General features: G+C 45.5%; 17 protein-coding genes. 11 read left to right on the top strand and 6 right to left on the bottom strand.

The genetic code is table 11. From position 1 onward, the window contains the following. Nucleotide 1: 1 nt before the first annotated feature. The 3 genes from K339_RS0114455 (at nt 2) to kdpA (ending at nt 3,480) form a co-directional block, all read left to right on the top strand. Nucleotides 2-1,336, top strand: a complete 1,335-nt coding sequence (locus tag K339_RS0114455) for a sigma-54-dependent transcriptional regulator (RefSeq protein ID WP_028524233.1) — start codon at nt 2-4, stop codon at nt 1,334-1,336. 274 nt (nt 1,337-1,610) lie between these two features. Then, entirely contained in the window at nt 1,611-1,691 is an 81-nt protein-coding gene (gene kdpF / locus K339_RS38110; protein WP_084332212.1) for a K(+)-transporting ATPase subunit F, read from the top strand. Nucleotides 1,692-1,701: 10 nt separating this feature from the next. Beyond that, nucleotides 1,702-3,480 (top strand): potassium-transporting ATPase subunit KdpA, encoded by a 1,779-nt coding sequence (gene kdpA, locus K339_RS0114445; protein WP_028524232.1) that lies wholly within the window; start codon nt 1,702-1,704, stop codon nt 3,478-3,480. Between the two features lie 87 nt (nt 3,481-3,567). On the opposite strand, the gene K339_RS0114435 is transcribed toward kdpA, so the two are convergent. Then, complete coding sequence (locus K339_RS0114435; protein WP_028524231.1) at nt 3,568-3,867, bottom strand: hypothetical protein; 300 nt, start codon at nt 3,865-3,867, stop codon at nt 3,568-3,570. A 35-nt stretch (nt 3,868-3,902) separates the two neighbouring features. Here K339_RS0114435 and kdpB point away from each other — a divergent pair, with 35 nt between their 5' ends. Beyond that, entirely contained in the window at nt 3,903-5,984 is a 2,082-nt protein-coding gene (gene kdpB, locus K339_RS0114430) for a potassium-transporting ATPase subunit KdpB (RefSeq protein ID WP_028524230.1), read from the top strand. A 17-nt stretch (nt 5,985-6,001) separates the two neighbouring features. On the opposite strand, the gene K339_RS0114425 is transcribed toward kdpB, so the two are convergent. Further along, the gene (locus K339_RS0114425; RefSeq protein ID WP_028524229.1) at nt 6,002-6,259 is read right to left on the bottom strand and encodes a Txe/YoeB family addiction module toxin; all 258 of its coding nucleotides are present in this window, start codon (nt 6,257-6,259) and stop codon (nt 6,002-6,004) included. Nucleotides 6,260-6,262: 3 nt separating this feature from the next. Next, nucleotides 6,263-6,520: a hypothetical protein gene (locus tag K339_RS0114420; protein WP_028524228.1), complete on the bottom strand. Its 258-nt coding sequence runs from the start codon at nt 6,518-6,520 to the stop codon at nt 6,263-6,265. A 35-nt stretch (nt 6,521-6,555) separates the two neighbouring features. On the opposite strand from K339_RS0114420, the gene K339_RS0114415 reads away from it, so the two are divergent. The 4 genes from K339_RS0114415 to K339_RS0114400 all read left to right on the top strand — a co-directional run bounded on the left by K339_RS0114415 (nt 6,556) and on the right by K339_RS0114400 (nt 11,162). Next, a complete protein-coding gene (locus K339_RS0114415; protein WP_028524227.1) occupies nt 6,556-7,119 on the top strand; it encodes a K(+)-transporting ATPase subunit C in 564 nt (187 codons plus the stop codon). A 59-nt stretch (nt 7,120-7,178) separates the two neighbouring features. Further along, nucleotides 7,179-8,255: a porin gene (locus K339_RS0114410; RefSeq protein WP_028524226.1), complete on the top strand. Its 1,077-nt coding sequence runs from the start codon at nt 7,179-7,181 to the stop codon at nt 8,253-8,255. Nucleotides 8,256-8,265: 10 nt separating this feature from the next. Next, nucleotides 8,266-9,396, top strand: a complete 1,131-nt coding sequence (locus K339_RS0114405; protein ID WP_028524225.1) for a histidine kinase — start codon at nt 8,266-8,268, stop codon at nt 9,394-9,396. Between the two features lie 68 nt (nt 9,397-9,464). Then, nucleotides 9,465-11,162, top strand: coding sequence for a HAMP domain-containing sensor histidine kinase (locus K339_RS0114400; protein ID WP_028524224.1), 1,698 nt, complete (start codon nt 9,465-9,467; stop codon nt 11,160-11,162). Here the strand turns inward: K339_RS0114400 and K339_RS0114395 are convergent. The 3 genes from K339_RS0114395 to K339_RS33700 form a co-directional block, all read right to left on the bottom strand. Further along, a complete protein-coding gene (locus tag K339_RS0114395; RefSeq protein ID WP_157607597.1) occupies nt 11,144-11,860 on the bottom strand; it encodes a DUF8737 domain-containing protein in 717 nt (238 codons plus the stop codon). The genes K339_RS0114400 and K339_RS0114395 overlap by 19 nt on opposite strands. Before the next feature lie 115 nt (nt 11,861-11,975). Next, the gene (locus tag K339_RS0114390; RefSeq protein ID WP_229598739.1) at nt 11,976-12,770 is read right to left on the bottom strand and encodes a LytTR family DNA-binding domain-containing protein; all 795 of its coding nucleotides are present in this window, start codon (nt 12,768-12,770) and stop codon (nt 11,976-11,978) included. Between the two features lie 90 nt (nt 12,771-12,860). Then, entirely contained in the window at nt 12,861-13,868 is a 1,008-nt protein-coding gene (locus K339_RS33700; protein WP_037300375.1) for a Gfo/Idh/MocA family protein, read from the bottom strand. A gap of 329 nt (nt 13,869-14,197) precedes the next feature. Here K339_RS33700 and cas9 point away from each other — a divergent pair, with 329 nt between their 5' ends. From cas9 to cas2, 3 genes are all read left to right on the top strand, one after another. Continuing rightward, a complete protein-coding gene (cas9, locus tag K339_RS0114380; RefSeq protein ID WP_028524221.1) occupies nt 14,198-17,407 on the top strand; it encodes a type II CRISPR RNA-guided endonuclease Cas9 in 3,210 nt (1,069 codons plus the stop codon). Nucleotides 17,408-17,501: 94 nt separating this feature from the next. Further along, complete coding sequence (gene cas1, locus K339_RS33695; protein ID WP_051398011.1) at nt 17,502-18,461, top strand: type II CRISPR-associated endonuclease Cas1; 960 nt, start codon at nt 17,502-17,504, stop codon at nt 18,459-18,461. Nucleotides 18,462-18,463: 2 nt separating this feature from the next. Further along, nucleotides 18,464-18,796, top strand: a complete 333-nt coding sequence (gene cas2, locus K339_RS0114370; RefSeq protein ID WP_028524220.1) for a CRISPR-associated endonuclease Cas2 — start codon at nt 18,464-18,466, stop codon at nt 18,794-18,796. The last annotated feature ends 160 nt before the right edge of the window (nt 18,797-18,956 follow it).

Here is an 18,956-nt window from a genome sequence, read left to right as displayed (position 1 = left end):
CATGCCCAACTTACTCCTTATCGACGACGAAATTAAACTCCGTGGCTTGCTCAAGCGCATTTTGGAGTTGGAAGGATACCACGTAAGTGAGGCAGGCGATGCCAAATCAGCCATACAACTACTTGAAAAACAAGACATTCAAGTAGTTGTATGCGACGTCAAACTTCCTGATGCCCACGGCGTAGAGCTCACCAAACAGTTAAAAGCAGCGTTCCCACTGGTCGAGTTTATTCTTCTGACGGCTTACGGCACGATTGCTGACGGGGTACAAGCCGTCAAAAATGGAGCGTTTGACTACCTTACTAAAGGCGATGACAACGACCGAATCGTCCCCTTGGTGGCTCGGGCCGTCGAAAAAGCCGAACTTCAACAAAAAGTAAAGCGCCTTGAGGAGAAGGTACGCCAAAAAGTAGGTTTTGAACGCATTATCGGAACGTCGGCGGTACTACAACAAGCCATTTTACTCGCTCAAAAAGTAGCTCAAACCGACACAACGGTTCTACTTTTGGGAGAAACAGGAACGGGCAAAGAAGTGTTTGCCCAAGCCATTCACCACGAAAGTCCTCGACGAGACAAACCTTTTGTGGCGCTCAATTGCAGCGCATTTAGTCGCGAAATCTTAGAAAGCGAACTTTTTGGTCACCGTGCTGGTGCCTTTACGGGTGCTTTGAAGGACAAAAAAGGACTGCTAGAAGAAGCCCACGGAGGGACGTTATTTCTGGATGAAATCGGCGAAATGAGCCTCGACTTACAAGCCAAGCTTTTACGCCTACTCGAAACGAACTCGTTTTATAAAGTGGGCGATACGAAACCCACGCACGTCAATGTACGTTTCGTTGCCGCCACCAACCGTAATTTACGCCAAGAAGCGGAACAACAGCACTTTCGACTCGATTTATACTTTCGGTTATCGGTATTCGAAATTACGCTACCCGCTCTTCGTGAGCGTCCGAGCGATATTCCACTTTTGGTGGCTCATTTTGTGCAGTTGTATGCAAAAAAAATGAACCGTTCAGTTCCTTCCATTTCCTCTGAATTTCTTCAAAAACTGGCGCAACATTCGTGGAAAGGCAACATCCGTGAATTAAAAAACGTCGTTGAACGCGCCATCATCTTATTACCTCCTCAGGCGGAGTTAACTCCACAAGAACTGCCCTACGACATACAAGGGCTCCATGATTCGTCGGTTCTGGGGATTGTTCCCCTTGCGGAACTCGAAAAACAGCACATTCGCCGCGTTCTCCAGCATACCCAACAACAAAAACCCGAAGCCGCCCGCTTGCTAGGTATCGGCCTTACCACGCTTTATCGAAAGATTGAGGAGTATAAATTGTGAAAATGCTACCCGAAATCATCCCCAGCCTAAAGGCATGCGGTTAAAAGAGGGCGACATGACTATTCCATAAGCTTTGCTTCACAGAGAAGCCCCCTTTTTCAAAATGAAAAACGACTTTTTCATTTTGAAAAGAAAACACTTCGATTCGCCCGTCCGCCAAAAACACAACCTCCTTATTTTCAAATACTTAAATAATCACTCAACGCTGTGGCATAGCTTTGGCAACTATCGCTTTGTCTGTATCTGAGACAGATAATCACAAAACGGTAAACACATGTTTTCTCTACTATTCATTCTTGCATTGGCTGTCTTTGGCTACCTCGTGTACGTCCTTCTCAAGCCCGAAAAATTTTAATCTTACTCCTATGTCGTACGAAATTCTCGGTATCATCCTCATTTTTAGTTTGAGCGTCCTTTTGGCCCTTCCGCTGGGGCGCTATATCGCCAAAGTTTACCTTGGCCAACCTACGTGGCTAGATTTTCTTGCCCCTCTCGAAGACCGCATTTACAAGCTTTGTCGCATCAACCCCAAAAAGGAGATGACATGGCAAGAGCACCTCATCGCGCTACTGACCATCAACTTCCTCTGGTTTTTCTGGATGATGTTTATTCTGATGAATCAAGGCTGGCTCCCACTCAATCCCGACGGGAACCCTTCCATGAGCCCGCATTTAGCCTTTAACACTGCGGTTTCGTTTTTGGTCAACTGTAATTTACAGCACTATTCAGGCGAAACGGGTGTCACTTATCTTTCGCAACTGGCAGGGTTGATGTTTATGCAATTTGTCACTGCTGGTACAGGCATGGCCGCAGGAGCGATTGTTTTTAAAGCGATGAAACCCCACCCTCAATCCCTCCCCAGTAGGGAGGGAAGTAGCAAATACGCTGCTACTGATTCTTATTCAAAAACTCCCTCCCTTCAGGGGAGGGCTGGGGAGGGGTTAGGCAACTTTTACGTCTATTTCCTCAAATCTTGCACCCGTATCTTACTCCCCTTATCGTTGGCGTCGGCGTTATTGCTTGTGTTCAATGGTGTTCCTATGAACTGGGAAGGCAAAGCCTCCATTGTCACGATGCAAGGCGATTCGGTACAGGTGTCGCGCGGGCCCGCTGCGGCCATGATTGCCATTAAGCAGCTGGGAACCAACGGCGGTGGCTGGTTTGGCGTAAACTCAGCACACCCTTTGGAGAACCCCAATTACTTAACCAATGCCGTCGAAAACATTCTTATCCTACTGATTCCCATTGCGTTTGTGTTTGCGTTAGGCTTCTACCTCAACCGCAAAAAATTGGCTTGGATGATTTTTGGTGTAATGACTTTTGGCTTTCTATTAATGGCGGGCGCATCCATTTACGCCGAAATGCAAGGAAACCCTGCACTATCACGGTTAGGAATTGACCAATCACTTGGAAGCATGGAAGGCAAAGAAGTTCGATTTGGAGCGGCCGCTTCGGCGTTTTGGGGAATGGCCACCACGGCTACCTCCAACGGGTCGGTCAATGCCATGCACGACAGCATGACTCCCTTGTCGGGCGCGTTACAAATGCTTGATATGATGATCAATGCCCTCTACGGAGGCGTGGGAGTAGGTTTCCTCAACTTTTACATTTTCATCATCATTGCCGTTTTCATTTCTGGCTTGATGGTGGGGCGTACACCTGAGTTTTTGGGCAAAAAAATAGAAGCAAAGGAAATGAAAATAGCCACGTTGGTGGCCTTGCTCCATACATTTTTGATTTTGGCCTTCACGGCTTTATCCAGCTTTGTTTTTGTTCAAGACCCCAACGTAGGCTGGCTCAATAACCCTACTTTTCATGGGTTTTCCGAAATGCTGTACGAATACACCTCGTCATCGGCCAACAATGGTTCAGGATTTGAAGGACTTGCCGACAATAACCCTTTTTGGAACATCACTTGCGGCATTGTCTTACTCTTGAGTCGTTATTTACCAATTATTGGTCCAGTAGCCATTGCAGGGATTTTGGCCAACAAAAAGTACATTCCCGAGTCATCAGGAACGCTCCAAACCGACACTGCCACTTTTGGTTTTATGGTGTTGGCCGTCATTTTCATCGTGGCCGCTCTTTCGTTTTTCCCTGCCCTAGCCCTTGGGCCTTTGGCGGAATATTTCACTTTACGTTGATCTGTAACATAATGTAAGTCAATACTTTTTCCAGTGTCATTGGTTCCGAAGGTTGAACGTTGGTTTCAGTACCATCGGGTAGCGCCATCAGTCTTCTAACGTTTTTAGTTTGTTTTCAACCAATGTAATTGCTTTTAAACACGCTTTCCATTCGATTTCGTCATCTTCTTTCTCAAATAAGTCAACCTGAGTTACTGAATCAAACTTTTCTAAAAATGACGCAAAATTCATTCCGTACTTGTGTTCAAACTCCGTCACTTCACGCTGATAGATTGCCATTTCGGCGCGCAAGGCTTCTTTGGCTTTTTCCAGAGCAAATATTTCTACGGAATCATACCCCAATTCATTTACTGTGGCTACCAATGCTTCGGTCTGCTGAATAGACATGGTTTAACGATTTTTTATTCAAAATTACAAAAAATATGAAACGTTCTCAATCCGCTTCTCTCTTTCAAGGGGAACTGCTCAAAACAGCTCTAATTCAATCTTTTGTCAAACTTGACCCCCGCATTCTTTTCCGTAATCCCGTCATGTTTACGGTTGAGTTAGGTACGTTGGTTATGTTCTTCGTTTGCCTACAAATAGGGTTCGGGGGTGATACTACTCAGGGTAGTTTGGCGTATAATCTCCTTGTATTCATCGTCTTATTATCCACCTTACTTTTTGCCAATTTTGCCGAAGCCATAGCCGAAGCCCGTGGCAAAGCGCAAGCCGATAGCCTCCGCAAAACCCGCGAAGAAACGCCTGCCAAAAAAATAAGCCCCCTAGCCCCCAATGGGGGTAATAAATGGCAAATAGTCAGCTCTTCACAACTCAACAAAGGTGATATTTTTATTTGTGAAGCAGGCGATGCCATTCCTGCTGATGGTGAAATTATCGAAGGGCTTGCCACCATCGACGAGTCGGCCATCACGGGCGAGTCGGCTCCTGTGATTCGTGAAGCAGGCGGGGATAAATCGTCGGTTACGGGTGGGACAAAAGTTCTTTCCGACCAAATCAAGGTCAAAGTCACCACCCAACCAGGCGAAAGTTTTTTGGACAAAATGATTGCGTTGGTGGAAGGAGCTTCCCGCCAAAAAACTCCCAATGAAATTGCGCTTACCATTCTTTTGGCGGGTTTTACGCTCATCTTCGTGATTGTTTGTGTCACGCTCAAACCTTTTGCCGACTATGCCAATACACCCATTCCTATTTCGGCCTTCATTGCATTGTTTGTTTGCCTGATTCCGACCACCATCGGTGGTTTGCTCTCCGCCATTGGGATTGCAGGAATGGATCGCGCCCTTCGTGCCAATGTCATTACCAAATCAGGGAAAGCAGTAGAAACGGCTGGCGACGTAGATACGCTCTTATTGGACAAAACGGGAACCATCACCATCGGAAACCGTAGAGCAACCCACTTTTGGCCGACTACGGGCGTTAAAAAAGAACAATTTATCACTGCCGCTCTTTATTCCTCTCAGTCCGACGATACCCCCGAAGGTAAGTCCATTGTTGAGTTGGCTAGCCCGCGCGGCGTACCGTCTCTAACCCCCAATGGAGGGACAAATATTCCCCCATTGGGGGTTAGGGGGCTATTTATCCCCTTTACGGCGGAAACACGTTGTTCTGGTGTCAATTTACCAAATGGGCTTCGTATTCGAAAAGGAGCGCAGGATGCTATTCGTCGATTGGTCGAACAGACTGGTAATAGTTTTCCTGAAGATACGGCAGCCAAAGTACGTGAAATTGCCTCAAACGGAGGAACGCCGCTGGTCGTTTCTGAAAATGAGCGGGTATTGGGCGTCATTGAGCTGCAAGATGTCATCAAACCTGGCATTCAAGAGCGTTTTGAGCGGTTGCGTAAAATGGGGGTAAAAACGGTGATGGTAACGGGCGATAATCCACTTACGGCCAAATACATCGCAACCGTCGCGGGGGTGGATGATTTTATTGCCGAGGCAAAGCCAGAAGACAAGATGAACTATATTCGTGCCGAACAAGCCAATGGGAAATTGGTAGCCATGATGGGCGACGGTACCAACGATGCGCCTGCCCTTGCTCAAGCCGACGTAGGCGTAGCCATGAACAGCGGAACCCAAGCGGCCAAGGAAGCGGGAAATATGGTAGATTTGGACAATGACCCAACGAAACTTATTGAAATTGTGGAGATTGGCAAACAACTCTTGATGACGCGCGGCACGCTCACTACTTTTTCCATCGCCAACGACGTAGCCAAGTACTTTGCCATCGTTCCTGCCTTGTTTATGACGTCCATTCCTGCCTTACAATCGCTTAATATCATGCAGCTTACTAGCCCTCAGAGTGCTATTTTATCGGCCGTCATTTTCAATGCCATTATCATTCCGATGCTCATTCCTTTGGCGTTGAAGGGAGTCGCTTACAAACCCATCGGAGCGAGTGCCTTACTCCGCCGCAACCTTCTGGTGTATGGCATGGGCGGTCTCATCATTCCTTTTATTGGCATCAAACTCATTGATTTATTGGTGGGTAGCCTTGTTTAGCTAGACAGTCTAATTCCCTAATAATGACCATGACAGCTCACGATGGACACTTTTTCATTGTCAACTTTGTAAATCAAACGATGCTCACTGTTAATCCGACGACTCCAATAACCTGCCCAGTTACCTTTCAATGGCTCGGGTTTCCCAATACCTCGAAAAGGGTCTCGTGTTACATCAAAAATCAGGTCGTTAATTTTATTGAAAATTTCACGGTTTTTATACGACCATTCGACGTAGTCTTTGTAGGCACCAGCGTCAAAATAAATATTGCGCATAGATTAAAGCGATTTAGACAACCTCGCAAATTCATCAAAGGAAAAGGCGATTACTTCCTCTCCTTTTTCAACATTTTGAATCGCTTTATCAATTCGCTCTTTAGCTTCTTCGTCCGTCTCAACACGTAAAAATGGAGCTGATGGTTTCTCTGCCACTTGAATGGTAATCTCATAGTTATCATTTCCCTTTAGTAGGTACTGTAACTTTTCTAAGAGGTTAACAGTCAATTCTGATGGGCGTATTTTAATGATTGTTTCCATGTCGAATTTCTTTTCTTCAAAATTATAAAATAAAGATGAAAGCACACATCGTTCCCGCACTCTCAATGACATTCGCAATGTTTATGTTATTGGTCGTCATATATCCCCTACTCGTTTGGGGAGCTGCGTTGGTAGCTCCCGCCCAAGGCCGCGGTGAAACGGTCGAATTTAACGGCCGCGTGGTGGGCTTTGCCAAAGTTGGGCAAAAATTCACCAACGATGCCTACTTCTGGTCGCGCCCTTCGGCGGTCGATTATAACGCAGCGGGGTCGGGCGGCTCCAACAAAGGCCCTTCCAACCCCGAATACCTTGCACAAGTTCAGGCCCGTATTGATACCTTTTTAGTACACAACCCTTCCGTCAAAAAGGCTGACATTCCTGCCGAATTGGTCACGGCTTCAGGTAGCGGACTCGACCCTCATTTGTCGCCCCAAGCAGCCTATGTTCAAGTAGCTCGTATCGCCAACCTAAGACATCTTTCTGAAAATCAACTCAAAACGCTCATCCAACAGCATACCGATGCCCCCCTCTTCGGGTTGTTTGGCCCTAAAAAAGTCAATATTTTAGCGCTCAATATCGCATTGGACAAAATGAAGTAAACAAAAGGGGTAGAATATAACACTTATTCTATCAATCAGGCAATTTTCCAAAAATTAAGATGAAAACGCTTTTAATCACTTTATTCTCAGGGCTACCTTCATGCCTTCTTTTTGCCCAACAAAATGACTCTACGGCAAAAATTAGCATAAGTGGCTACGTAGAAGCCTATTACAGCTATGATTTCAATCAGCCTACTCACAATGAGCGCCCATCGTTTGTCTATAGCCACAACCGTCACAATGAGTTCAACATCAATTTAGGCTTTGTGAAAGCGGCTTACACTTCCCAACAACTACGGGCCAATGTAGCGCTCATGGCAGGTACGTACTCAAACGCTAATCTAGCAGCCGAACCTGCCGCCTTACGCAACATTTACGAAGCCAATGTTGGAGTTAAACTTTCCAAAAACCGACAACTTTGGCTCGATGCAGGCGTGTTTTCATCGCACATTGGCTTTGAAAGTGCGGTTTCCAAAGATTGTTGGGCTTTAACCCGCAGCCTTATGGCCGACAATACGCCTTACTACGAAACTGGGGCAAAAATTGGCTATACTTCTCCCAACGAAAAGTGGTACCTAGCGGGGCTCGTACTGAATGGCTGGCAACAAATGCGTCGTCCCGACGGAAATACGCGGTTGGCAGTTGGCACTCAAGTGACCTATAAACCTACGTCCAAGCTAACTTTCAATTCAAGTACCTTTGTTGGTAGCCGCCCCGACGACACAAACCGAAATCGTTTCTTTCACAACTTTTATGGCATTTTTCAACTCACCAAGCGCTGGGGGATGATTGCCGATGTTGATTTCGGAATCGAACAACGTCAAACAGGAGCGTCGGTGTATGATTCTTGGGCTAGTTGGGCCGTTATACTTCGTTATCAACTCACACCGCATTTCGCGTTGGCAGGAAGAGCCGAAAAATATACGGATAAACAAGGAATCGTCATTGCCACTGCAACCCCTCACGGTTTTATTACGCAAGGCTTTTCGTGTAACCTCGATTACACCCCTTTGCCAAACGTTGCTTGGCGAATGGAAGCCCGCAAACTCAGCAGCAAAGATGCTATTTTTGAGAAGCAAGGTAAGGCTATATCACAAACGTTTGCCCTTACCACCTCCCTAGCTATTTCATTCTAACACAACCGCTATGCCTCAGCCCCCCGCCGAACCCAACGCTGAATACTTCCTTGACCTGATTCGTAAGTCAAAACGAGGAAAATTTAAAGTCTATATTGGCATGAGTGCTGGCGTAGGAAAAACTTTCCGTATGCTGCAAGAAGCACACACGCTTTTGCGGCACGGGGTCAATGTTAAAATCGGGTTTATCGAAACGCACCGCCGCGCCGAAACCCACGCCCTGCTCGCAGGACTACCGATGGTACCCCATCGGACGGTTTTTTACCGTGGGAAAGAGTTGGAAGAGATGGATATTCAGGCCATTCTGAACATCCATCCTGAGGTGGTGATTGTGGACGAACTCGCGCATACCAATATCCACGGCTCCAAAAATGAGAAGCGCTGGCAGGATGTGCTTGATATTCTCGACGCGGGCATCAACGTCATTTCTGCCGTCAATATTCAGCATTTGGAAAGCCTCAACGAAGAAGTATTTAACATTACGGGCATTGAGGTAAAAGAAACCGTTCCCGACAGCCTGCTGCAACAAGCCAATGAAGTGGTAAACATCGACCTTACCGCCGACGAGCTCATCACTCGCCTGAAGGAAGGAAAAATTTACGATCAATCGAAAGTGGAGACTGCCCTTGCCAACTTCTTTCAAGCCGAAAAAATCTTACAACTACGGGAGTTGGCGCTCAAAGAAGTAGCCTCGCAAGTGGAACGAAAAGTAGAAACGGAGATCGTTCAAAAAGTGGGGCTTCGTCCCGAACGATTTCTGGCCTGTATCAGTTCTAACCACGAAATTGCTCGCAAAATTTTACGCAAAACGGCCCGACTAGCGAGTTATTATCAAGGAAAATGGTGCGTTCTTTACGTACAGACCGACCGAGAAGACACGGACAAAATTGGGTTGGCTGCCCAACGACACCTTATCAATAACTTTAAGTTGGCGACCGAGCTGGGCGGTGAGGTTATACGAGTCAAAAACAACGATGTCGTTCAGGGTATTTTTGAAATAGTACAAAAACAAAACAGCACGACCATTTGTATCGGCAAACCTCACGATAGCTTTTGGAAACACATAACAGGCTCCTCTCTCTTTACTAAATTACTACAAAAAGTATCCGACAAAGACATCGACTTAATCGTTATTAGCTAAAAGGTCAGACGACAGTCAGACCAACGATTTCGGTCTGACTATCGTCTGACCTTAATAAAACCCTCTCCATGAAACTCAAAGCAAAATTACGCCTAGCGCTTGGCTTTTTATTCGTCGTCATTCTTCTCCTTGGCGGATTGGGAGCTTGGTACCTGCAAAAACTGTCTCAAGAAGCTCAAGGTGTCCTAAAAGACAACTACATTTCACTCGAATATGCCCGTACTATGCGTGGCATTATTGACGAAAACAGCTGGAAATCTGAAGATTTTCAATCATTTAATCAAGCCCTTTTTCAACAAGAACAAAACATTACAGAGCCAGGAGAGGGCGAGAGTACTCGGCAAGTTCGTAGTCATTTTAATGCGTTCCGGACTACCCGAGACAGCACTCGCATTGGGCTTATCAATAAACAGCTGAATACGATTGTACAACTCAACATGCAATCCATTTTTCAAAAAAACGAACAGGTCAAAAAAACAGCCGATGAAATCTACTCCTACCTAGTTTTCATCGCTACGTTTTGTGCGCTTATTGCCTTTTCGTTCATTATTAACTTCCCTCGGTATATTTCCGAACCTATTCAACAGCTTACTGAAGGTTTACGCGAGATTACCCGCAAAAATTACGAACCGCGCCTAGGCGTAGAACGAAACGACGAACTAGGCGAAATGGCCAAAGCATTTAACCAAATGGCACAAAAGCTCGACGAATATGAACACAGTAGTTTGGCGAGGGTGTTGTTTGAAAAACGCCGTACCGAAACCATCATCAACCAAATGAACGATGCGATTATCGGGCTTGATGAGCACAATCATTTGTTGTTTATCAACTCCGTCGCCGCCACCATGCTTGGGCTTGATGCCGTCCAGATTGTAGGCAGGTACGCCCCCGATATTGCCCTAAAAAACGACTTGCTTCGTAGCCTCCTCAACGACGAACCGACGGCCAAGCCACTCAAAATCTTTGCCAACGAACGAGAAAGCTATTTTTCCAAAGAAACGTTTGAAGTCACCAACGACGAAAAACGCTTGGGGCAGGTCATTGTTCTCAAAAACATTACGCCGTTTCATGACCTCGACCTCGCCAAAACCAATTTTATAGCCACCATTTCCCACGAGCTTAAAACCCCCATTTCCAGTATAAAAATGAGCTTAAAATTGCTCGAAAACGACCGCATTGGCGAACTTAACGACGAACAAAAACTGCTCGTCACTCAGATTCAAGAAGATAGCCAACGGTTGCTCAAAATTACTGGGGAACTGCTGGACCTGTCGCAAGTCGAAACGGGGAATCTTCAGCTTAACTTTAGAAATGTTTCCGCGTCCGAAATCGTGACTCCCGCCGTGGAAGCCCTTCAGTTTTTTGCTTCACAAAAACAAATCGACATTCAAGTACAGATACCATCGACTCTGCCTTTGGTTCAAGCCGATTCGGACAAAACCACTTGGGTATTGTTAAACTTTCTTTCCAACGCCATCCGTCACAGCCCCGAAAAATCAATCATTGAAGTAGAAGTTAAACCCAACTCAAAAGCTAATTACCTTGAATTCTCGGTCAAAGACTTGGGCAAAGGCATCGACCCCAAATACCAACAACGGGTCTTTGAACGCTACTTTCAAGTGCCCTCCAACGGCCAAAGCAAAGCAGGTACGGGACTCGGGTTAGCTATTTCTAAAGAGTTTATCGAAGCCCAAAAAGGAAACATTGGGGTCGAAAGTGAAATTGGTTTAGGCAGCCGCTTTTGGTTTCAATTACCCACGGCATAAACGCGCCGAATAGCCACCAGATGCGCCCAAAGTACCACTGGAACCACAAATCCTGGCAACCAAATGAACGTTGATTTGAATACCCCCACATTGGGTTGAGCAAAATTTAGCTGCTGAAAGGGCAACGGAGCCGAAAGAATCGCCATGCCTACAATGTTTACTAGCAAGCCCAACGCCAATAGGTTCCACCCCAACACAACCCAACGAGGTCGTGTCTCACGCTGAAGATACCATGCGAGTAATGGTGCAGTAATCCCCGCCAAAATATCCCAATTATAACCCTCAAATGTCATCATTTGCGGGATTTGATGTTCCAAAAACAAGTACCAAAGCGACACCTCTACCGCTACTCGAACGGTATGTAGCCACGTTAACGCTTTCAGCGGAAGTTGGTCGAGAAAATGTCGCCCTTGACGGGTTAAAAACAGGAAGACAATCAATGCCATTGGCGGGCCTAATACCGCTAGAAAGCGAGGAGGTCTGGCATCCAACTGAATAAAAAAGGGGGTTTGGGTAAGTCCCCAAAGCACACCCAACCACGCCACACTAAAACCCAAAAAATAGAAGGCAATACGGCGTGAAACGGTACGTAACGTAGCCCAAAGAAACCACCCAAAACAAACAACGACTCCTCCAAAAGCCCAAGAAAGCCCCTGAGAAATGGGAACAAGAAGAAAATCAAGATTAGGCTGCATCATTCAACGGTTAAAATTTGGGCGTTATTACCCACCCAAAGTAACCGTAGTTTTTGGCGACATCTTAGGCATATTGCCTCTTTAAAAAACGAGTGGTAACAATTCTGAAGATGAATGGTCAGGAAAGCACCGTTTTTTCCAGCCATTTTTTAAATTCACTACTCCGATAGCGACTCACCACCACTTCTTCTGTGGTATCTGCTTGTCGTAATGCTGGCACTAACGACACCGTTAGCTTCCGATTTGTCTCTTCCTTCACCGCTTTTATGGCATTGATAGAAACCACAAACTGGCGGCTAATGGCAAAAAAACAGGTATAAACTCCCAGCTGTTCAGTAAGCGCTATCAAAGAACCATAACTTGTAGTATGTTTGCTACCGTCGGCTTTGATTAATAAAATCACCCCTCCCGAAGAATAAAAATAGGCTATTTCTGCTGGCTGTACTACCAACTGGCCGTGGGGCGTCGTTATTCGAATCAACGATTTATGTAACGCATCAGGTAGCTTTTCGGGTAATCCCCCCTCCCCTTTCTCAGTAGAAAAATTTGTTCTTTGCCAATAAATCGTTCGGAGTAAATAAAAGGCGATATAAGCTCCATTTACAACAATCGCAATGGTAAAACAAACAGTTGCTCCAGTAAACAACAGCGCAAATGTGGGCCAACGCCCCACATACACCCACTGTGCAAGTGGAAAAATAAATAGAAATGTAAGTAAGGTGGCACTTCCATTAAAAACTAATTGGCGAGCAATTCGCTTTAATGGGTGGATATAAAATGGTAGCGAGGTATCTAACCGCCAAAACAAACGGAGGTTAAATTCCCAACATGACAGCATCACCGTAGCAACCGTCAGAAAATAAGGCCAGGGAAAAGAATAGCCTTCTTGCCATGGAAAGCTTTTAGTAAACACCACATGAGAGGCTACGAAAGCGGCGATAGGAACAAAAATTCCCCTTGCTAGCCAGTCATACCGTCTCGATACTGCCTTTTCGCTCACAAATCAACCCTTAAACGGCCTCGTGGGTACATCATCGTGGTCTTCATAAACCAACTCCATGGTATTACGAACAGCGTCCAAAATTTGGATTAGGTTCAGGCTATCCCTCAATGTCCACCAATCACTTTCTTTTCTTCCTTCCCTCAAACAAGTATTGACTTCTTCTATTTCGTATTGGTAGCCCCAAGTCGGACGATCAAAAGTGAAGCGCTCAGTCGTTCCATCCTGGTATTTGACCGTAAATGCCTTGCTTTCATGCCAACGAGGTTCAATAAAAATCATGCCTTTTTCACCATAAATAACCGCATCAGAAGTAGTTTCAGCCCTAAAAGTGCAGCTTAAAAAAGCAAAACTACCATCGCGATAGGTCAATGTCATCCCAGTGGACTCATCCACTTTTGTTTCGGCAAACGTACAATGCGACGCAATTTCGTAAGGCATCCCAAAAACTAAGTATGCCAAAAACACAGGATAAATACCAATGTCCAGCAGCGCTCCTCCGCCAAGGTCTTTGTTGTAGGCACGTTGCGTCAAATCTTGGTTTGCCCGAAAACCAAAATCCGCTTTTAAGCCCATCACTTTTCCAATGGCTCCCGACTCAATGATTTCGAGCATCTTATGGGTCCATGGCAAAAAGCGCGTCCAAAAGGCTTCCATCAAGAAAGTATCTCTAACTCGTGACGAATCCACCATTGTCTCCACCTGCAACTTATTCATCGCAAACGGCTTTTCGCACAGTACAGGAATATTTGCGCTTAGACAAAGTAGCGTATGTTCGAAATGAAATACGTGCGGCGACGCAATGTAAACCACATCTAGCTCAGGGCAAGACACTATTTCGTCGTAGCTACCATAGGCATATTTAGCCCCGTATTCATTGGCAAATGTTTCCGCCCGCCCTTTGTCGCGCGATGCAACTGCCGTCAGAACCGCTCCTTCGACATGCTTTAAATCTTGAGCAAATTTATGAGCAATCCGCCCAGGCCCGATTATTCCCCAACGTATAACCATCTTTCTTTTAGTCTGTTTTTGTTAATCTTTTCGTATAGATACGCAAAAAAAGGCATTTAGATGCTTATAAAATCATATTTTGTTCAGTTTTTGTATTGAAATATCCTTTTAACGTAATAAAATGACAGGTACTAGGAATAACGCGCTTCTTCAGAAGAGATGTGGGCTTTAATCCACCTAAAAAAACGGGCGAGAAGCAAATGCCCCCGCCCAAGAATGTTCTCACTACGGTAAAACCTTATTGTGAGTCGCTTTCAAAAGTTCGTGTTGTAAACTTAGTATTTATTTTTTAGATTTCCAACGCGTTCCTAATCTTTTCATTTTGCATCATGAAAAAAGTACTTGGTATTGACATTGGCGTTGCTTCTATTGGCTGGGCTTACCTATCAGAAGCTGAAAACAGCACTGAGACCTCTCAAATTTTACAAACTGGCGTACGAATCGTTCCACTTAACTCCGACGCTAAACAAAACTTTACCAAAGGCATTTCTTATTCCCCTAATCAAGTAAGAAGACAAAAACGTACCACCCGACGGAATTTACAACGGTACCGATTGCGCCGACATTTACTCAAAAAAGTGCTCGACAGCACCGGTATGTCACCCAACTCTGAGTTGTTTGGACTGCCATCTTTAGCTCTGTACGAATTAAGAGTTAAAGCCGTATCCGAGCAGATTAGTTTGGCTGAAATTGGCCGCATCCTCTACCACCTTAATCAAAAACGCGGATACCGAAGTAGCCGTAAATCAGATGCTGCTGAAACCGAGCAACAAGGCGATTATCTTCAAGCGATTAGCCATCGAAAAGCCATTTTAAAAGAAAAGAATCAAACCGTTGGGCAGTATTTTGCCGAACAGCTTTCGCTCAATACTCACTACCGTATCAAACAACAAATCTTTCCCCGCGAATGTTACATTACTGAGTTTGATACTATTTGGAAAACGCAGCAGGAGTTCTACCCAAACGTACTCACCGACACATTAGGAAAACAACTTCGCGACGAAATCATTTACTACCAACGACCTTTAAAATCCCAAAAGGAATCAGTGGCTGACTGTCGCTTTTTTCCAAATCATAAAGTTGCCCCTAAAAGCTCGCCTGTTTTTCAATTATTCAAGTTGTGGCAAAACCTAAACGCTCTTCGCATCGAACGAAAATCAGGTGAGGTAGTTGACATCACCCTTGAACAACGAAAACAGCTTTTTGCTCGTCTTAACGAAACAGACCGCCTTTCGGCTACGGAAGTTTTGAAGGAACTGGGTCTAAAACCAACGCGCGATTTCAAACTCAATTTTGAAAAATTTGAGGAAAACCGAACCCGCGCAGCTATCTTAAAAGTTGCAAACGAAGCCCAAATAAATCGCCCCGATTTGTTCACATTCGACCCCTATGACAACCCCGACCAACAGCCTTTCTATCGGCTTTGGCACTTGTTATATTCCATCGACGAGCCCGAACATTTACTGGCAGCTCTTCAAAAGCCCCCTTTTCTCTTCAAAGCGGAGGAGGCCCAACAACTTTCCAAAGTGGGTTTTAAAGCAGAATTTGGCAGCCTCAGTACCCGTGCCATCCGAAAACTCCTGCCTTTTTTGGAGCAAGGTATGGTATATTCCGACGCCTGCGAGGCCGCAGGATTTAATCATTCTGATTCACTCACCAAAACCGAAAACAAACAGCGCACCTTGGCCGACACCCTAGCGTTGCTCAAACCTAATTCGCTCCGTAACCCAACCGTTGAAAAAATCACTAATCAACTGGTGAACCTTGTTAATGCCATCTTAACCCATCCTGACCTTGGACGACCTGACGAAATTAGGGTAGAACTGGGGCGAGAACTCAAGCAAAATGCCGAACAGCGCAACCGCACCTTTAAAAACAATAATGAACGCGACCGCGAACGGCAAAAAATAGAAAAGCACCTCCAAGAGCACGGTGTTCGGAAACCTTCAAGTTCTCTCATTGAAAAATACCGATTATGGGAAGAAACTGGCTACCTATCGCTCTACACTGGTAACCCCATTTCGCTCAGTTCTCTCATCAATGGTGAAGTTGATGTAGAACACATTATTCCCAAGGCTCGTCTATTCGACGATTCATTTGTCAACAAAACCCTGTGCGAACGCCATCTCAATGAAGCCAAAGGCGACCAAACGGCCTACGATTTCATGCGCGGCCAAGGGGATGCAACCTTTACTGCTTATACCGAGCGAATTGCACTGGCGTATGAGCGCCAAAATGGCATCAATAAAACCAAACGCGAACGACTTCTTATGACCGCCGCCGACATTCCACAAGACTTTGTCAATCGTCAATTGCGTGAAACGCAGTACATTGCTCGCATGGTAAAGGACTTGCTGTCGGAGGTATGCTATCAAGTTTATACAACAACAGGAGGAGTCACAAGCCATTTGCGTCATAGTTGGGGGCTTGATGCTGTTTTACAAGACCTTAATTTTGAAAAATACGAAGCCGCTGGGCGAACCCGCATCGAAGGAAACCGCAAAGTGATTGAGGACTGGAGCAAACGAGATGACCATCGCCACCACGCGATTGACGCCTTGGTTGTTGCTTGTACGAAGCAAGCCTATATTCAACGGCTCAACCTCCTAAACCAGCAGCTCACCCAACGCTACGAAGCCAAAGAAAGTGCGTGGAAGTTCCCGATGCCTTGGCCTCACTTCGTACGCGATGCTCGCCAAAGCATTGCGCAAATTTTGGTATCGTTCAAAGCAGGTAAAAAGGTGGCCACCCTTAGCCGCAACGAAAAAACAGGGCAGATTAGTTATGCTCCACGCGGACCACTACACGAAGAAAGTATCTATGGCAGAATTAAACACAATCAACAATCAAAATACGTCATCAAATACACGTTAGGGCAAGGTTTTGATTTAAAAAAAGCAGGTACTATCGTGGATAAACGTGTTCGTGAATTAGTGCAAAAACGACTAGAAGACTTCAATAACGACACAGTTAAAGCTTTTAAAGAACCTATTTGGTTTAACGAAGCCCAGCAAATTCCTATCAGAGCCGTTCGTTGTTTTGCCCGCCTCAACGAAGCGCCCCCCATTGGGTTTGATGCCGATAATAAGCCCACTGCATTTGTTAAACTTGGAAACAATCACCATGTGGCCATTTATGAAGATGCCAACGGCAAACGTTACGAACAAGCCGTGACGTTTTGGGAAGCAGTGGAGCGTCGCCGCGACGGACAGCCGATTATCCACCCCACACACGAAAACGGGGCGAGACTCCTTGTCTCCATTCAGCAAAATCAGTATTTTATTTTTGGCCTCGAACCTGAGTTGCTCGAAGAAGCCGTTTCATCGCACGATTGGCCGCTCATCAGTAAGCATCTGTACCGAGTTCAGAGTATTGCCGAAGGGGATTATTGGTTTAGGCACCATCTAGAAACTCAGAATGATAAGTCAGAAATTGCGAAAGCCCTAAAGAAGTATATTAGAATTTCGAGTTTAAGCTCAATGACTGGTACTAAAGTTCACTTAAATCCTTTAGGACAAATCATCAAAATAGGCGAATAGCTCCTCAAAATCAGAACTTTAACCGTTTAATAAGTTTTTCTAAACTTGGCATCTTTTTAGTGGGAGTAGTTGGATAACTCCAATTACTCCCGTTATGATAAAACGTACCCTCTATTTCAGCCAACCTTATTATTTGAGCCGCCGACTTGAGCAGCTCATTATCGAAGCACCTGTTGACAAAAACTTACCCAAATTGGTCAAACAAGCCGACCCAATTCCTATTGAAGACATCGGCCTCATTGTACTTGATCATCCCCAAATTACCATTACCCAAGGATTGATTACGCGGCTTTTAGAACACAATGCCGCTATCGTTCACTGCGATGACCGACACCTGCCAACTGCACTCCTGCTCCCACTTGAAGGTCATCACACCCTTGCCGAGCGTCAACGGGTACAACTAGCCTCTTCTGAACCGCTCCGTAAACAACTTTGGCAGCAGGTAGTTGTGGCTAAAATTAAAAACCAAGCCGCTCTACTTCAAAAATTAAACAAACCCCATACCTCTTTGCTGACGTACGCCAAAAACGTACGTTCTGGCGACCCCGACAATTATGAAGCCCGGGCAGCCGCTTACTACTGGGCTCACCTTTTTCCAAGTGACCTTGACTTTCGACGCGGCCGCGACGAGCTTCCCCCCAACAATCTACTCAATTATGGCTATGCTATTTTAAGAGCATTGGTAGCCCGAGCCATTGTAGGTGCAGGACTACTTCCCTCCCAAGGTCTTCACCATTCAAACAAATACAATGCCTACGCGCTTGCCGATGACCTTATGGAGCCTTTCCGCCCTTTTGTCGATGCCATTGTCCAGCAAATTGTGGTTGGTAAAAAGCCTTACGATACGCTTACCAAAGAACATAAAGCCCGCCTGATGATGTTACCACAACTGGACGTTCGTATTCGTACCGAACGCAGTCCCCTTTTTAATGCTACTCACACGGTGGCAGTATCGCTCTTTCGCTGTTTTGAATCCGAAACTCGCAAGCTTGCCCTTCCAAGCTTTACGGAATCGGATACCCCCGATTTGGAACTCCAACTTCCACTTACTTAACAATGACACGCCTAAGCCAATATCGAATCATGTGGGTCATGGTTTTTTTTGATTTGCCCGTGGACACGCCCGAAATGCGCCACATTTATACCGACTTTCGTAAAAAATTACAGAAAGACGGTTTTCGTATGTTTCAATTCTCCATCTATGTACGGCACTGTAGCAGTGCTGAAAATGCAGAGGTACACATTGAGCGAGTAAAACGGTGGTTGCCCGAAAAAGGGCAAGTAGGAATCATGAAAATAACCGACAAGCAGTTCGGCATGATTCAACTTTTTCAGGGGGTAAAACGCGGAAAATTACCTTCGGGTAGCCAGCAACTCATGCTTTTTTGACGAAATAGAACGTAAAAAACCCCCATCATTACCAAAAACTGATGGGGGTTTTCGTTTTTTTTAATTCTACAACAAGAGCTAACTCAATGATTTACTAAGAGTTACGACTACCTATGTTGTGCTAACCAAAGATACGAACTATTTGAAAGCTACTCACAAC

The organism is Runella limosa DSM 17973 (assembly GCF_000482465.1).
Taxonomy (GTDB): Bacteria; Bacteroidota; Bacteroidia; order Cytophagales; family Spirosomataceae; genus Runella; species Runella limosa.
This window is presented reverse-complemented; position numbering and strand designations above follow the sequence as displayed.

What these genes read in the sequence shown, in the direction of transcription:
- K339_RS0114455 (WP_028524233.1), top strand. Translation starts at nt 2, where the DNA reads ATGCCCAACTTACTCCTTATCGACGACGAAATTAAACTCCGTGGCTTG.
- kdpF (WP_084332212.1), top strand. Translation starts at nt 1,611, where the DNA reads ATGTTTTCTCTACTATTCATTCTTGCATTGGCTGTCTTTGGCTACCTC.
- kdpA (WP_028524232.1), top strand. Translation starts at nt 1,702, where the DNA reads ATGTCGTACGAAATTCTCGGTATCATCCTCATTTTTAGTTTGAGCGTC.
- K339_RS0114435 (WP_028524231.1), bottom strand. Translation starts at nt 3,867, where the DNA reads ATGTCTATTCAGCAGACCGAAGCATTGGTAGCCACAGTAAATGAATTG.
- kdpB (WP_028524230.1), top strand. Translation starts at nt 3,903, where the DNA reads ATGAAACGTTCTCAATCCGCTTCTCTCTTTCAAGGGGAACTGCTCAAA.
- K339_RS0114425 (WP_028524229.1), bottom strand. Translation starts at nt 6,259, where the DNA reads ATGCGCAATATTTATTTTGACGCTGGTGCCTACAAAGACTACGTCGAA.
- K339_RS0114420 (WP_028524228.1), bottom strand. Translation starts at nt 6,520, where the DNA reads ATGGAAACAATCATTAAAATACGCCCATCAGAATTGACTGTTAACCTC.
- K339_RS0114415 (WP_028524227.1), top strand. Translation starts at nt 6,556, where the DNA reads ATGAAAGCACACATCGTTCCCGCACTCTCAATGACATTCGCAATGTTT.
- K339_RS0114410 (WP_028524226.1), top strand. Translation starts at nt 7,179, where the DNA reads ATGAAAACGCTTTTAATCACTTTATTCTCAGGGCTACCTTCATGCCTT.
- K339_RS0114405 (WP_028524225.1), top strand. Translation starts at nt 8,266, where the DNA reads ATGCCTCAGCCCCCCGCCGAACCCAACGCTGAATACTTCCTTGACCTG.
- K339_RS0114400 (WP_028524224.1), top strand. Translation starts at nt 9,465, where the DNA reads ATGAAACTCAAAGCAAAATTACGCCTAGCGCTTGGCTTTTTATTCGTC.
- K339_RS0114395 (WP_157607597.1), bottom strand. Translation starts at nt 11,860, where the DNA reads ATGATGCAGCCTAATCTTGATTTTCTTCTTGTTCCCATTTCTCAGGGG.
- K339_RS33700 (WP_037300375.1), bottom strand. Translation starts at nt 13,868, where the DNA reads ATGGTTATACGTTGGGGAATAATCGGGCCTGGGCGGATTGCTCATAAA.
- cas9 (WP_028524221.1), top strand. Translation starts at nt 14,198, where the DNA reads ATGAAAAAAGTACTTGGTATTGACATTGGCGTTGCTTCTATTGGCTGG.
- cas1 (WP_051398011.1), top strand. Translation starts at nt 17,502, where the DNA reads ATGATAAAACGTACCCTCTATTTCAGCCAACCTTATTATTTGAGCCGC.
- cas2 (WP_028524220.1), top strand. Translation starts at nt 18,464, where the DNA reads ATGACACGCCTAAGCCAATATCGAATCATGTGGGTCATGGTTTTTTTT.